Annotated in this window: 13 protein-coding genes; 4 read left to right on the top strand and 9 right to left on the bottom strand. The window is 74.7% G+C overall.

The annotated features are described in order from the left end of the window. The first annotated feature begins 153 nt into the window (after positions 1-153). Positions 154-498 (top strand): RNA polymerase-binding protein RbpA, encoded by a 345-nt coding sequence (locus tag FHL80_RS03665; RefSeq protein ID WP_026845509.1) that lies wholly within the window; start codon positions 154-156, stop codon positions 496-498. 78 nt (positions 499-576) lie between these two features. Here the strand turns inward: FHL80_RS03665 and FHL80_RS03670 are convergent, their stop codons facing one another. The 8 genes from FHL80_RS03670 to kdd all read right to left on the bottom strand — a co-directional run bounded on the left by FHL80_RS03670 (position 577) and on the right by kdd (position 9,450). Beyond that, positions 577-1,113, bottom strand: coding sequence for an FxsA family protein (locus FHL80_RS03670; protein WP_138732101.1), 537 nt, complete (start codon positions 1,111-1,113; stop codon positions 577-579). Between the two features lie 38 nt (positions 1,114-1,151). After that, complete coding sequence (locus FHL80_RS03675; RefSeq protein WP_138732102.1) at positions 1,152-1,955, bottom strand: polyprenol monophosphomannose synthase; 804 nt, start codon at positions 1,953-1,955, stop codon at positions 1,152-1,154. Continuing rightward, positions 1,952-3,577, bottom strand: a complete 1,626-nt coding sequence (lnt, locus tag FHL80_RS03680) for an apolipoprotein N-acyltransferase (protein ID WP_138732103.1) — start codon at positions 3,575-3,577, stop codon at positions 1,952-1,954. The genes FHL80_RS03675 and lnt overlap by 4 nt, the downstream gene beginning before the upstream one ends. 560 nt (positions 3,578-4,137) lie before the next feature. Continuing rightward, positions 4,138-4,533 (bottom strand): 3-aminobutyryl-CoA ammonia lyase, encoded by a 396-nt coding sequence (gene kal, locus FHL80_RS03685; RefSeq protein ID WP_138732104.1) that lies wholly within the window; start codon positions 4,531-4,533, stop codon positions 4,138-4,140. Further along, positions 4,530-5,282: a lysine 5,6-aminomutase subunit beta gene (gene kamE / locus FHL80_RS03690; RefSeq protein ID WP_246078442.1), complete on the bottom strand. Its 753-nt coding sequence runs from the start codon at positions 5,280-5,282 to the stop codon at positions 4,530-4,532. The genes kal and kamE overlap by 4 nt, the downstream gene beginning before the upstream one ends. Beyond that, positions 5,269-6,834: a lysine 5,6-aminomutase subunit alpha gene (gene kamD / locus FHL80_RS03695; protein WP_138732105.1), complete on the bottom strand. Its 1,566-nt coding sequence runs from the start codon at positions 6,832-6,834 to the stop codon at positions 5,269-5,271. Before kamD ends, kamE begins: the two co-directional genes overlap by 14 nt. A 70-nt stretch (positions 6,835-6,904) precedes the next feature. Continuing rightward, on the bottom strand, positions 6,905-8,422 hold the full coding sequence (locus tag FHL80_RS03700; protein ID WP_138732106.1) for an amidohydrolase: 1,518 nt from the start codon (positions 8,420-8,422) through the stop codon (positions 6,905-6,907). Continuing rightward, positions 8,419-9,450 (bottom strand): L-erythro-3,5-diaminohexanoate dehydrogenase, encoded by a 1,032-nt coding sequence (kdd, locus tag FHL80_RS03705; protein WP_216870391.1) that lies wholly within the window; start codon positions 9,448-9,450, stop codon positions 8,419-8,421. Before kdd ends, FHL80_RS03700 begins: the two co-directional genes overlap by 4 nt. A gap of 116 nt (positions 9,451-9,566) precedes the next feature. On the opposite strand from kdd, the gene FHL80_RS03710 reads away from it, so the two are divergent. The 3 genes from FHL80_RS03710 to FHL80_RS03720 all read left to right on the top strand — a co-directional run bounded on the left by FHL80_RS03710 (position 9,567) and on the right by FHL80_RS03720 (position 13,067). Beyond that, positions 9,567-10,931 (top strand): KamA family radical SAM protein, encoded by a 1,365-nt coding sequence (locus FHL80_RS03710; protein ID WP_138732107.1) that lies wholly within the window; start codon positions 9,567-9,569, stop codon positions 10,929-10,931. 144 nt (positions 10,932-11,075) lie between these two features. Further along, on the top strand, positions 11,076-11,588 hold the full coding sequence (locus tag FHL80_RS03715; RefSeq protein ID WP_138732108.1) for a GNAT family N-acetyltransferase: 513 nt from the start codon (positions 11,076-11,078) through the stop codon (positions 11,586-11,588). An 18-nt stretch (positions 11,589-11,606) separates the two neighbouring features. Next, on the top strand, positions 11,607-13,067 hold the full coding sequence (locus FHL80_RS03720; protein ID WP_138732109.1) for a lipase maturation factor family protein: 1,461 nt from the start codon (positions 11,607-11,609) through the stop codon (positions 13,065-13,067). On the opposite strand, the gene FHL80_RS03725 is transcribed toward FHL80_RS03720, so the two are convergent. Next, complete coding sequence (locus FHL80_RS03725; RefSeq protein WP_138732110.1) at positions 13,039-13,902, bottom strand: lysophospholipid acyltransferase family protein; 864 nt, start codon at positions 13,900-13,902, stop codon at positions 13,039-13,041. The genes FHL80_RS03720 and FHL80_RS03725 overlap by 29 nt on opposite strands. Positions 13,903-13,950: the final 48 nt, after the last annotated feature.

A 13,950-nucleotide genomic window follows, 5' to 3' on the forward strand; every position in this document is an offset into this window, starting at 1 on the left:
CTCTCATCGTATGGGATGATCGGCCGCTGGCGATACGGAATCCTTTTCCTTCATCTGTCGTTGAGCTCTGCGACACCCCGCACCGGATGCGTATGCATGCGGCTGCCCGGGCAAACCAGAAGAGACCACATCAGCACGAGAGGACGGTGTGCCATGGGCGAGCGTTCGCTACGCGGAAGCCGACTGGGCAGCGTGAGCTATGAGACCGAGCGCAACACCGCGCCCATCGAGCGGCAGTACGCCGAGTACCGGTGCCCGCAGGGCCACCTCGTCACGGTGCCCTTCGCCGACGACGCGGAACTCCCCGACACGTGGGAGTGCAAGTACGACGGTTCCCCCGCCAAGCTCGTCGGCGGCGCCGAGCCGGCTCCCAAGAAGGTGAAGCCGCCGCGCACGCACTGGGACATGCTCCTGGAGCGCCGGTCGGTGGACGACCTCGAGGAGGTCCTGGCCGAGCGCCTCGAGGTGCTCCGCGGCCGGCGGACCCGGGCCAGCTGACACAGCGCCGACGAACGAACGCACGAACGCACGAGAGCCCCGGTGGACATCGTCCACCGGGGCTCTCGTCCGTCTGGGTCAGCGGCGGTCGTCGGAGGCGACCTCGCCCTCGATCACCCGGGTGGCCGGCCCGGCCCGGTAGGGCTCCGCAGGACCGGTCACCGGCTCGGTGCGCACCGACCGGACCCGCACCGGCCCGCGCATCGCGTCGGGGAGCCGACTGGCCACACTGCGGGCGATGAGCATCCGCGGCAGCGCCCGGGTGCCGGGGAGCAGGCACAGCAACCCGAGCAGGTCGCCGATGAACCCCGGCAGCACCATCAGCAGCCCGCCCAGCGCGATCAGGCCGGCGTCACCGAGCGCCCGGCCCGGGGCGCGGTGCTCCTGGGCGCGCTGGCGCAGCTCCCCCAGCGCCTTGGTGCCCTGCCGGGCCAGCAGCGCCCAGCCCAGGGCGCTGGTGGCCAGGGTCGCCAGGATCGTCCAGCCCAGGCCGATCCAGGACGCGACGAGCACGTAGACGACGACCTCGGCCAGTGCTCCCAGCCCGATCGCCGTCCGCAGCCGCGACGACGTCCTGCCTGCCGGTGTGCGCGGCGCCGTGTAGCCGGTGGCCATGTGCGCTCCTCCTCCGCCCGGAGGGCGGGAGGTGCTCCCTACCGGAGCACCCGCGTCCGCCGCCCACCTCGGGCACGTCCCGGCACGGGACGGGTCACCCGGCCCGGCAGCCGATCGGCCAGCCGGTCCAGGACTCCCCACCAGGTCACCCGTGCCAGTGCTTCTGTAACGATCGAGCCGCTCATCTTGCTCCGGCCCACCGTGCGTTCGCTGAAGGCGATCGGCACCTCGACCACCCGGGCCCCCGCCCGGACCGCCCGCCAGGCCCAGTCGACCTGGAAGCAGTAGCCCTGGCTGGCCACGTCGTCGAAGGGCAACCGGGAGACCAGCTCCATCCGCGCGGCCCGGAAACCGCCGGTGGCGTCGGCGAGCGGCAGCCGCAGTGCCCAGCGGGTGTAGAGGTTCCCCGCCCGGGACAGCGCGAGCCGGTGCGGCGGCCAGTCGACCACCGAGCCGCCGGGCACGTAGCGCGAGCCGAGCACCAGGTCGGCGTCCTCGAGGGCGGCGAGCAAGGCGGGCAGCCGCTCGGGCGGGTGGGAGCCGTCGGCGTCCATCTCCACGACGACGGCGTAGCCGCGCTCGGCGGCCCAGCGGAAACCGGCCACGTAGGCGGGGCCGAGGCCGGCCTTGGCAGTGCGGTGCAGCACGTGCACCCGCTCGTCGGCCGCCGCCCGGGCGTCGGCCAGCTCCCCGGTCCCGTCCGGGGAGGCGTCGTCGACCACCAGGGCGTGCGCGGTGGGGACGGCGGCGTGCAGCCGGTCCAGGACGGCGCCCAGGTTGCCGATCTCGTCGTAGGTGGGGACGACCACCAGGACCGGGCCCAGCGCGGTCGGCGCCGTCACCGGACGGTCCGGCGAGCCGCCCGCCGGCGGCCCAGCGCGGGGACGACGGCGGCGAGGACGGCACCCACCCCCAGCGCGGTGAGCGCCCACTCGGGGCCGGCGTCCAGCCGCTCGGCGACGGTGCGGGAGTCCCGCTGGGCGATCTCCTCGACGAACGTGTCGGGCGTGAACAGCTGCGAGCGGCGCACCACCGAGCCGTCCGGGGCGACCACCGCGCTGATCCCGCTGGTCGCCGCGACCACCACGGTGCGGCCGAACTCGACCGCGCGCAGCCGGCTCATGGCCAGCTGCTGCGCGCTCTCGTCGGTGAACCCGAAGGTGGCGTTGTTGGTCTGCACGACGATCATCCCGGCGCCGCCGTCGACCACGTCGGACACCAGCCCGTCGTAGGCGATCTCGAAGCAGATGACGTCGCCGACCGCCGCTCCTCCGACGTCGAGGTTGCCGATCTCGGTGCCGTGGGCGAAGTCGTGCACCCGGTCGACGTCGGAGCTGAAGAAGCGGAAGAACGACCGGGCCGGCACGTACTCGGCCAGCGGCACCGGGTGCTGCTTGACGTAGGTGTCGCCCGGGCCGGTCACCGGGTCCCAGACGATGCCGGTGTTGGAGATGAACCGGCCGGGGCCCTCGACCACCGCGCCGACGAGGATCGGTGCGCCGATCGCCCGGGCGGCGCGGGTGATGGCCTCGGCGGCGTCGGCGTTGCGGTACGGGTCGATGTCGGAGCTGTTCTCCGGCCAGACGACCAGGTCCGGCTGGGGCTGCTCCCCGCGGGCGACGGCCGCGGCGAGTCGCCGGGTCTCGCTCGCGTGGTTGTCCAGCACCGCGCGGCGCTGCGCGTTGAAGTCCAGCCCGGCGCGGGGCACGTTGCCCTGGACGACGGCCACGGTGCGGGTCGGGCCGCCGTCGGTCAGCGACGCCCCGGCCAGCGGCAGCCCGGCGAGGGCGCCGACGACGGGCACGGCCACGGCGCCGGCCAGCGCCAGCACCGCGACCCGGCGCCGCGTCCGGCCGCGCCCCCGCGCCACGGCGAGGACGGCGAGGACGGCGGCGGCCAGCAGCGTGCCGGTCAGTGCCACCGCGAAGCTCACGAGCGGCACCCCGCCGTAGGCGGCGAGCCCGGTGAACGGCCCGTCGACCTGGCTGAAGCCGAGCCGGCCCCAGGGGAACCCGCCCAGCGGCCACCGCCCGCGCAGCGCCTCGTCGGCGACCCACAGCGCGGCGGCCCAGACCGGCCAGCCCGGCAGCCGCGAGGTCACCGCCGCGGCGGCGCCGAGCAGCGCGACGTACAGCGCCTCGGTCACCGCCAGGGCCAGCCAGGGCAGCGGGCCCACGTAGATGCCGGTCCAGGACAGCAGCGGCACCATGAACACCAGGCCGAGCACCAGGCCCAGCCACAGCCCGCTGCGGGCCCGCTGACCGCGGACGGCCAGCGCCAGCGCCGCCGGGCCCAGGACCGCGAGGCCGGTCAGGTCGTGGCCGGGGAAGGACAGCACGAGCGCCAGGCCGCCGAGCGCGGCGAGCGCCGTGCGCCACGGCCAGCGCCGGGCCGGGGCGTCACCGGCCGGCCGCACCGTGCCGGTGTCCGGGTCCGCCGTGCCGGTCGCCACCACTGTCGGCACGCCCCACCTCTCGCCTGACCCGGAGCAGCGCCCGGGGACGTCGAGGGCCCCGCGAGCACGGGACCCGAGGCCGGGGCGCACCGCCGCGACCGGGCTCCAGCATCCCACCCCCGGTGGAGCGGGTGGACGCGACTCCACAGGGTGGGCCGACGGCCTCCGTGCGGGGCACCCCGCGCCTTCGGGCCGGTGCACCGGCCGCTGGCTGCGACCACTGCACCGTTGTCTGGTGACGCGGGGCCCCGCACACGGCGGACGACGGGAGCCAGGAGGTGCGCCCTCGGGTCCGGTGCTCCTCCCGACCTGGCTGCACGCGCGGACGACGCCGGCTGGCGTGGCGTCCGGCGTCGCCGGGGCGGCGCGCGGCTGGGCCGAGGAGGAGCACACTCCGGTCTCCCGGGGTGTGGAACGAGATCACCATCGGCAGCCCGGGCCGCAGGCGGGAGCACCCCCGAGCCGGTCGTGACCAGCGGTGCGGTCCGTTACCCGTTCGAGATGCAGCGACTGCACCGACCGGTGGACCCGGTACAGGGACCCACCAGCGTGCGAGCGGCGGAGGCTCCTCAGCGGGCGGCGGGGACGACCAGGGTCGCGGTCGCCTCCACCACCCGCAGCGGCGGGTCCAGCACCCGGGCCGCCGACGCGCCGCGCGCCGGGTCGGCGCGGGCGACGACCTCGGCCCAGCAGCGCAGCTCCCGGCTGCGGCGGCCGACGCGGACCACCTCGCAGGAGGCCTCCAGCACGTCGCCGGCCTGCACGGGGGCGAGGAAGGACACCGAGGAGTAGCCGGCGAGCAGCCCCTCGTCGCCGTCGGCCCGGATGGCCAGCTCGGTGGCGACGTCACCGAACAGGCCCAGCGTGTAGGCCCCGTCGACCAGGTCGCCGCCGTAGTGGGCGTGTGCGTAGGGCACGTACCGGCGGTGGGTGACGGTCAGGCCGAGCCTCGGGTCGTCGGTCATGCAGGCTCCTCTGCGGGCACGAGAGCGGCGACCAGGTAGCTGGCCACCTCGCCGGGCGTCGTCCCCCGGCCGAACACCTTGTCCACGCCGAGCTCAGCGGCCATGGCCGGGTCGAAGCGCGGGCCGCCGACCACCAGCAGCGGCCGCTCCTCTCCCATCGCCTCCCGGAACGCACCGGCCAGCTCGCGGGTGTTGCGCAGGTGGGCGTCCTTCTGGGTGACCACCTGCGAGACCAGCACGGCGTCGGCCCGCCGCGCCCGGGCGGCGTGCACCAGCTCCGGCACGCTCACCTGGGCGCCGAGGTTGGCCACCTGCATCTCCCGGTAGTACTCCAGGCCCTTCTCCCCCGCGAACCCCTTGAGGTTGAGGATCGCGTCGATGCCGACGGTGTGCGCGTCGGTGCCGATGCACGCCCCCAGGACGACCAGGCTCCGCCGCAGCCGGGTCTTGATCGCGGCGTTGACCTCCCCGGGTGAGAGCAGCGGGTAGGCGCGCTCCTCCACGTGCACGGCGTCCAGGTCCACCAGGTGCCGCACGCTGCCGTAGACGACGAAGAAGGTGAACTGCTCCCCGATGCCGTGGCTGTGCACCACCATCGCCGGCTCGATGCCCATCTTGTTGGCCAGCTGCAGCGCGGCGCCCTCGGCCCTGGGGCCGGGCGGCACGGGCAGGGTGAACGACGTCTGCACCATCCCGTCGCCGGTGGTGTCCCCGTAGGGCCGGATCACCGTCCCGTCAGACACGGACACCCCCCAGCAGCTCCAGCGCCGGGTTGTAGGCGTCCGCGGCGAGCCGGGCGACGCCGTCCAGGCCCTTGCCGCCGTCCGGGGACCGTTTGGTGATCCCGAACGTGCCGTCGGCGATCGCCTGGATCAGCCCCTGCGAGTGGTCGGCGATCCGCTCCAGCAGCTGCACGGCCTCGGTCAGCACGGTGTGCGCGCGGCGGTCGATGAACCCGCCGGGCTGCGGCCGGAAGTCCTCATGCAGGTTGCCGGCGGCCTCCAGCACGTACCGGACGTTGCGCAGCGCCAGGTCCCGGTCGGACAGCCACGGGGTGACGACGGCCTCGGTCATCATCCCGACCAGCAGGATGCCCTGCCCGGTGAGCGCCCCGGCCAGGTTGAAGAACCCGTCGAGCAGGTAGCCGCCGAAGACGTCGCCGGTCATGTGCTTGGTCGGCGGCATCCACTTCAGCGGCGCGTCGGGGAACAGGCCGCGGGCCAGCAGCGCGTGCGCGAGCTCCAGCCGGAAGGACTCGGGCACGGCGGGGTTGATCTCGAACGCGTGGCCCAGGCCGAGCTGCCAGTCCGCCAGGCCGGCCTCGTGGGCGAGGGTCTCGTTGAGCAGCTGGCTGACGGTGACGGTGTGCGCCTCGTCGACGGCGTCGGCGGTGGTGAGGTAGTTGTCCTCGCCGGTGTTGATGATGATCCCGGCACGGGCGTGCACCATCCGGCTGAACCGTTGGTCGACGAAGGTGCGCCGCGGGTTGATGTCGCGGAAGAGGATTCCGTACATCGCGTCGTTGAGCATCATGTCCAGCCGCTCCAGCCCGGCCAGGACGGCGATCTCCGGCATGCACAGCCCGGACGCGTAGTTGGTGAGCCGGACGTAGCGGCCCAGCTCGGCGCTGACCTCGTCCAGCGCGGCCCGCATCAGCCGGAAGTTCTCCCCGGTGGCGTAGGTGCCGGCGTACCCGGTGCGGGTCGCACCCTCGGGCACGTAGTCCAGCAGCGACTGACCGGTCGACCGGATGACGGCGATGACGTCGGCGCCGGCCCGGGCGGCGGCCTGGGCCTGCGGGATGTCCTCGTAGATGTCGCCGGTGGCCACGATCAGGTAGATCCACGGACGGCGGGGCGGGTCCCCGTGCAGCGCGACCAGCTCGTCCCGGCGGGCGCGGTTGGCGTCGATCCGGGCCATCCCGGTGGCGACGGCGGCACGAGCGGCCATGCGGGCGGGCTCCGGGTCGGCCGGGATGCTGAACCGGGCGGTGCCTGCGCCCACCTGCTCGGCGAGGCCGTGCAGGTCCCCGCCGTCCCGCAGGGCGTGCCAGACCGGCAGCGCCACGCCGTGCTCCAGCCCCACCTGCTCCCGGACGGCGTCGACGACCCGGTTCACCCAGGGCACCTCGCCGTCCCCGAGCACCGGGTCGGTGCCGGTCAGCCCGGCCAGCCGCAGCACCGCCCGTTCCACCGAGACCGTGGTGTGGGTCCGGGCCAGGTCGACCACCGGCGCCGCCGCCCGCGCAGCCAGCTCCCGCGCCCGGCGCACCAGCTCACCGTCCAGCTCCAGCACGCTCACCGCGTCGTCCTCCGGGCGCTCGGTACCGCATGCACCGGGCTCTCGGCACCGGAAGCCCTGTCAGGGTGGGTCACGTCAACTCTCCGATCGGGTTCCCGGCGACGATCAGCTGCCGGCAGGGAGGGCGCAGCCGCCCGGCGAGGACGGCGGACAGCGTGCCGGGGGTCGCCCACAGCGCGAGGTCCGCCGGGGCGCCCACCGACAGCGGGCCGTCCGGGTGCTCGGCGCGGGCGGCGACCCACCCGCCGTGGGTGGCAGCGTCGAAGGCGTCGAACGGGCGCATGCCCGAGCCCGGCGTGGTGTGGTCGACGGCGGCGTGCACCCCGCCCCACGGGTCCAGCGGGGTGACCGGGGCGTCGCTGCCCAGGGCCACCGCGACCCCGGCGTCCACGAGGTCGGCCAGCGGGTTGCACCCGGCGGCCCTGTCGACACCCAGCCGCTCGGCGTACATGCCGGTCGCCCCGCCCCAGGCCGCGTCGAAGGCCGGCTGGACGCTGGCCACCATCCCCCAGCGGCGCAGCCGGTCGATCGCCTCGTCGCTGACCATCTCCACGTGCTCGAGCCGGTGCCGGCAGGCCCGGACGGCGTCCCGGCCCAGCTCCTCGGCGACCACGCCGACCGCGGCGAGCACCTGGTCGACCGCGGCGTCCCCGATGACGTGGAACCCGGCCTGCAGCTGCGCCCGGGTGCAGGCCCGCAGGTGCTCGACCAGCACGGCGGTGTCGAACCGCAGGTTGCCGGTGGTCTCCGGGCGGTCGGCGTAGGGGGTGGACAGCGCGGCCGTGTGCGAGCCGAAGGCGCCGTCGCAGAACAGGTCGCCACCGGCGCCGGCCAGCCGCAGCTCGCGGACGACGTCCAGCCCGCCGCGCTCGGACAGCTCCCCCCAGTAGCCGACCACCCGCGGCCCCGGGCCCTCGGCCGCCAGCTCGAGCAGCCCGGCGAGGTCCTCGGCGCTGGACACCTCCGGTCCGGCCATCTCGTGCACGCTGCCGATGCCCAGCGATGCCGCTGCGGTCAGGGTGGCGCGCTGCGCGGCCCGGCGCTGGTCGGCCGGCACCGAGCCGTAGGCGGCCCGCCGGACGGCGTGGTGGGCGTCCAGCCGCAGCCGGCCGTCGGGGCTGTAGCCGGGCAGCTCGGTGATGCCCGGGACCCGGTCCAGCAGGGCGGTCGAGACCGTTGCGGAGTGCACGTCGACCCGGGCCAGGTAGGCCGGTCGCGTCCCCACCACGGTGTCCAGGTCGTGCCGGGTGAGCCCGCGGCGCTCGGGCCAGGCCGTCTCGTCCCAGCCGGTGCCCAGCACCGTCCCGGTCGGCGCGGCGGTGGCGTGCTCGGCGACCCGGGCGACGGCGGAGCGGAGGCTGTCCGCGCCGTGGAGGGCCAGCCCGGTCAGCGACAGCCCGGTGGCGGTGGCGTGCACGTGGGCGTCGACGAACGCCGGCGTCAGCAGCGCATGCCCGCCGTCCACGGTGCGCGTGGCCGACGGCGCGTCGGCGGCCGCGCCGAGCCAGGCGATCCGCCCGTCGACGACGTGCACCGCCTGCCCGGGCCGGTCCCCCACGGTCACGTCCCGGACCAGCAGGGAGGTCACGCGCGCACCCGGGGGTCGATCAGGGACCTCACGCCCGGCGAGCGCCGGTACAGGTCCATCGCCAGGGCCGCGTGCCCCGGCGTGTAGCCGTTGCCCACCAGCATCGTCACGTCCGCCGCCATCCCCTCCGCACCGAGGGCCGCCGCCGAGAACGACGTGGCCATGGAGAAGAAGACCACGGTGCCGCCGTCGGCCGTCGCCAGGACCGCCCCGTGCTCCGCGCCCGGCACGTCGACGCAGACCACCGTGACGTCGACCGGCTCCCCGATCGCCTCGGCCACCGCCAGCGGGTCGGTGGCGTCGGCGACCACGACGATGTCGGCCAGCCCGGCCGAGCGCAGCGCGTCGGCCTCCCGGCGGTCGCGGACCACCCCGGTCAGCCGGCCGGCGCGGGCGTCGCGGGCGGCGGCGAGGCTCAGGCAACCGGACTTGCCGGCGGCACCCAGGACGGCGACCGAGGGCCGGTGCCCCGCACGGTGGACCACGCGCTCGGTGGCCGCCGGGGCGCCGCACACGTCCAGCACCGCCAGCGCGACCTCCTCGGGGAGGTCGTCGGGGAGCACCGCGGCGATCGACCGGGCGAACAGCACGGCGGTACCGGTGGCCGGCACCTGCTCGCTGCGGCCGTCCCAGCCGGCGAGCCCGTCGGTGATCCGCAGCGGTGTCAGCGTCAGCGATACGAGGCTGGCCACCCGCTGGCCGGGCTGGAGCCCCAGCGGGGAGTCCGGGCCGACCTCGTCGACGACGCCGATCAGCATGCCGCCGGACCCGGTGACCGGGTTGTGCATCTTGCCGCGGGTCTCCACGATGCCGAGCACCGCTGCCCGCACCGCCTCGCCGTCCCCGGCGTGCTCCTCCGACAGCTGCCGGTAGGAGGCGGCGTCCAGGTTGAGCCGGCGGACGGCGATCCGCACCTCGTCCGGGGCCAGCTGCGGGTCCGGGTCGAGCCGGGTGGCCGCCTGGGGCAGCACGCCGATCGGCTCGAGCACCCGGTGCACCCCGAGGCTGCGCTGCAGCGCAGTGAGCACGAACGCTCTCCTTCCGTCGATCCCGGCACTACACCGGAGAACCTATCGTCAATCGAGCCCTGTGCGTGAGATCCTCCCGTACAGTCGCCGAGTCACCGACGTCTGGGAGGACCCTCGTGCTGGAGCAGCCCTACGAGTACACCGCGCGCGAGCTCGTCGAGCCCGACTGGCGTCGGCTGCCCGGCTTCGCCGCGGTGACCGAGGAGGACTGGCGCAGCGCCCAGTGGCAGCGGTCGCACTGCGTGAAGAACGTGCGGCAGCTCCGCGGGGTGTACGGCGACCTGCTCGACGAGTCCTTCTACGCCGACGTCGAGGCCGACCAGGCCGGGCGGGCGACCATGTCGCTGCTGCTGCCCCCGCAGATGCTCAACACCATGGTGCCGGCAGCGGTGCCGACGACCGCGGCGATGCTGGCCGACCCGGTGCGCCGGTACATGCTCCCGGTGGCCTCCGACCGGCTGCCCGGCGCGGCCGGCAGCCACCCCTACGCCGCCCGGGACTCGCTGCACGAGCACGAGATGTGGGCGGTCGAGGGGCTGACCCACCGCTACCCGACCAAGGTGCTCGCCGAGCTGCTGTCGACCTGCCCGCAGTACTGCGGTCACTGCACCCGGATGGACCTGGTGGGCAACTCGACCCCCGCCGTCCCGAAGCTGAGGTTCGACCTCAAGCCGGTGGACCGGCAGGGGGCGATGCTGGCCTACCTGCGCGCCACCCCCGGCGTCCGGGACGTCGTCGTCTCCGGCGGCGACGTCGCCAACCTGCCGTTCCGGAGCCTGGAGGCGTTCGTCGCCGGGCTGCTGGAGATCGAGTCGGTACGCGACATCCGGCTGGCGACCAAGGCGCTGATGGGGCTGCCGCAGCACTGGCTGCAGCCCGAGGTGGTCGAGGGGATGGGCCGGCTGGCGGCCACCGCCCGGGCCCGCGGCGTCTCCCTCGCCGTGCACACCCACGTCAACACCGCGCAGTCGGTGACGCCGCTGGTGGCCGAGGCGACCCGCGGGCTGCTGGCCGCCGGGGTGCGCGACGTGCGCAACCAGGGGGTGCTGCTCGAGGGGGTCAACGCCACCGCCGGTCAGCTGCTGGACCTGTGCTTCGCGCTCCTGGACGGCGCCTCGATCACGCCCTACTACTTCTACATGTGCGACATGATCCCCAGCGCCGAGCACTGGCGGGTCCCGCTGGCCACCGCGCAGACCCTGCAGCACGACATCATGGGCTACCTGCCCGGTTTCGCCACGCCGCGGATCGTCTGCGACGTGCCCTACGTCGGCAAGCGCTGGGTGCACCAGGTCGCCGAGTACGACCGCGAGCGCGGCATCAGCTACTGGACGAAGAACTACCGCACCGGCATCGAGCGCACCGACGAGGCCGCGCTGGACCGCCGCTACGCCTACTACGACCCGATCCACACGCTGCCCGCCGAGGGCCGGGCGTGGTGGGCCGCCCAGCGGACGCCGGTGCTCGAGCCGGTGGGCTGACGGCCGGGGGCAGTGATCAGGTGACCTGATCACAGGCCGTCCTCCCGCACCAACGCTGGTGCGGGAGGACGCCCCTTGATCAGGTCACCTGATCCAAACCCGGCCAGGGTTTCCGGGGCTCGGGACGGCGGTAGGTCCCCCGGGGTGGAACTGCTCTGCACCGGCCGGCTGCGGTTGCGGGCGTGGACGGCGGAGGACGCCGACCTCGCCCGGCTGGCCGACATCTACAGCCGCGACGAGGTGACCCGCTGGCTGGGCGGTCCGCCGACGGTGCCCCCGGTGGAGCTGGTCGAGCGCTGGCGGCTGGTGCACGAGCTCAACGCCGTCCACGGCTGCTGGGCGATCGACCTGCTGGACGGCGGCGCGCCGGCCGGCACCGTGCTGCTCAAGCCGCTGCCGGACGGTGTCGGTGAGGTCGAGGTCGGCTGGCACCTGCACCCGGACAGCTGGGGTCGCGGCTACGCCACCGAGGCGGCCGGCGCCGTGGTCGACCGGGCCTTCGACGACGGGCTGCTGGAGGTCTACGCCGTCGTCCGCCCCGGCAACGAGCCCTCCCTGGCGGTCTGCCGCAGGCTCGGCATGCGCCCGTTGGGCCGCACGAGCCGCTGGTACGGCCGCGAGCTGGAGGCGTTCCGGCTCGACGCCCCCGACGACTGAGCACGGGAGGGCAGCCGCGTGGACTGGTTCGCCGACCCGGGCGCCTGGCTCGGCCGCTGGCTGTTCACCCGCGGCATCGCCCTGGTCTACCTCATCGCCTTCGTCGCCGCGTTGCGTCAGGGCCGGGCCCTGATCGGCACGCACGGGCTCACCCCGGTCCCGCGCTTCCTCGAGCGCGTGCCGTGGCGGAGGGCGCCGAGCCTCTTCCACCTGCACTGGTCGGACCGGTTCTTCGCCGGCTGCTGCTGGGTCGGGATCGTGCTGTCCGCGACCGCGCTGGCCGGCCTGGCCGACCGGCTGCCGGTGGTCGGGTGGATCCTCCTCTGGCTGGTGCTGTGGAGCCTCTACCTGTCGATGGTCAACGTCGGGCAGATCTGGTACGGCTTCGGCTGGGAGACCCTGCTGCTGGAGGCCGGGTTCCTCACCGTCTTCCTCGGCCCGGCGCACGTCGCCCCGCCGACGCTGGGCATGTGGGCGCTGCGCTGGCTGCTGTTCCGGCTGGAGTTCGGCGCCGGGTTGATCAAGATGCGGGGCGACCGGTGCTGGCGGGACCTGACCTGCCTGGCGTACCACCACGAGACCCAGCCGATGCCCAACCCGCTGAGCTGGTGGTTCCACCGGCTCAGCCCGCGGCTGCACAAGGTCGAGACACTGGCCAACCACGCCACCCAGCTGGTCGTCGTCTTCGGGCTGCTGCTCCCGCAGCCGGTCGCCGGGGGAGCCGCGGCCGTCATGGTGGTCACCCAGGGCTACCTGCTGATCAGCGGCAACTTCGCCTGGCTCAACGCGCTGACCCTGGTCCTGGGCCTGTCGGTGCTCGACGGGCGCTGGCTGGCCGCCGTCCTGCCCGTCGACCGGCCGGACGAGCTGTCCTCCCCCACCTGGTTCACCGGCACCGTCATCGTCCTGGCCGTGGTGGTGGCGGTGCTGAGCGTCGGGCCGGTGCGCAACCTGCTGTCCCCCGACCAGCGGATGAACACCAGCTTCGACCCGCTGCGGCTGGTCAACAGCTACGGCGCCTTCGGCTCGGTGACCCGGGTGCGGCGTGAGCTGGTGGTGGAGGCCACCGACGACCCGCACCCCGGCCCGGACACGGTCTGGCGCGAGTACGAGTTCCGCGGCAAGCCCGGCGACGTCCGCCGCCGTCCCCCGCAGTGGGCGCCCTACCACCTGCGGCTGGACTGGCTGATGTGGTTCGTCGCGCTGTCCCCGGCCTACGGCCGGTCGTGGCTGACGACGTTCCTGGACCGGCTGCTGGACGCCGACCGGGCCACGCTGCGGCTGCTGCGGTCGGCGCCGTTCGGGTCCGACCGCCCGGCCGCCGTCCGGGTGCTGCTCTACCGGTACCGGTTCACCACCCGGGCCGAGCGCCGGGCCACCGGCGCCTGGTGGCACCGCACGTACGAGCGGCAGCTCGTGGGTCCGCGGACCGCGGCGGGGCCGGCCGGTCTCAGCGGCGGCGGGCGAGGAGCTTCCTGACCTGCACCAGCGGCGGTGTGCGGGTGCTGGTCATCTTGTGGCCGGCGGCGTAGGCGTTGTCCCTCGCGGAGGCCTCCTCCGGGGTCGGCGCGGTGCCGCCCAGGTGCGCCGGCAGCCACCAGCGGTCGTCGTCCCCGGCCGGCTGGTCGGGATAGGTGCGCTGGGCCTCGTCCAGCAAGGCCTCCATCGCCACCCGGGTGCGACGCAGCAGGGCCTGCGCCTTCTCCCCCGGTTCGGGGACGATCGGCTCACCGATGAGCACGGTCACCGCGACGTCGCGGCGCAGCACGACGTCATGGGCCTTGGTGGCGATCCGGTGCCCGCCCCACACCGCGGCCGGGAGGATCGGCACGCCGGCCTGGACGGCCATCCGGGCCGCCCCGGCCTTGAGGTCCTTGACGGTGAACGAGGTGCTGATCGTCGCCTCGGGGAAGACGCCGACGACCTGACCGTCCTTGAGCGCGCGCACCGCGGAGTCGAAGGCGGCAGCGCCGGCCGCGCGGTCGACCGGGATGTGGTGCATGGCCCGCATGAACGGCCCGGAGAACCGGTTGGAGAACACGGAGGCCTTGGCCATGAACCGCACCATCCGGTGCTGCGGCAGCGCCGCCAGCCCGAGGAAGGTGAAGTCGAGGAAGCTGACGTGGTTGCTGCAGATGATCGCCCCGCCCGAGGCCGGCACGTGCGTCTGGCCGCGCACGTCGAACCGGAAGCGGAACAGCCGGAAGATGATCAGCGCCAGCCGGATGACACCGTGGTACGGCCGGTCGCGCGGGTCAGGGTGCGGCCCGAACAGGTCCCGGCGGGCGACGTCGCCCCAGCGTGCGGTGTACATGCCGGGACCCTAACCAACCCTGCTGCGGGCGGCGTCCCGGTGCTCCCA

The organism is Modestobacter excelsi (assembly GCF_005930495.1).
In the GTDB taxonomy this organism is placed as follows: Bacteria; Actinomycetota; Actinomycetes; order Mycobacteriales; family Geodermatophilaceae; genus Modestobacter; species Modestobacter excelsi.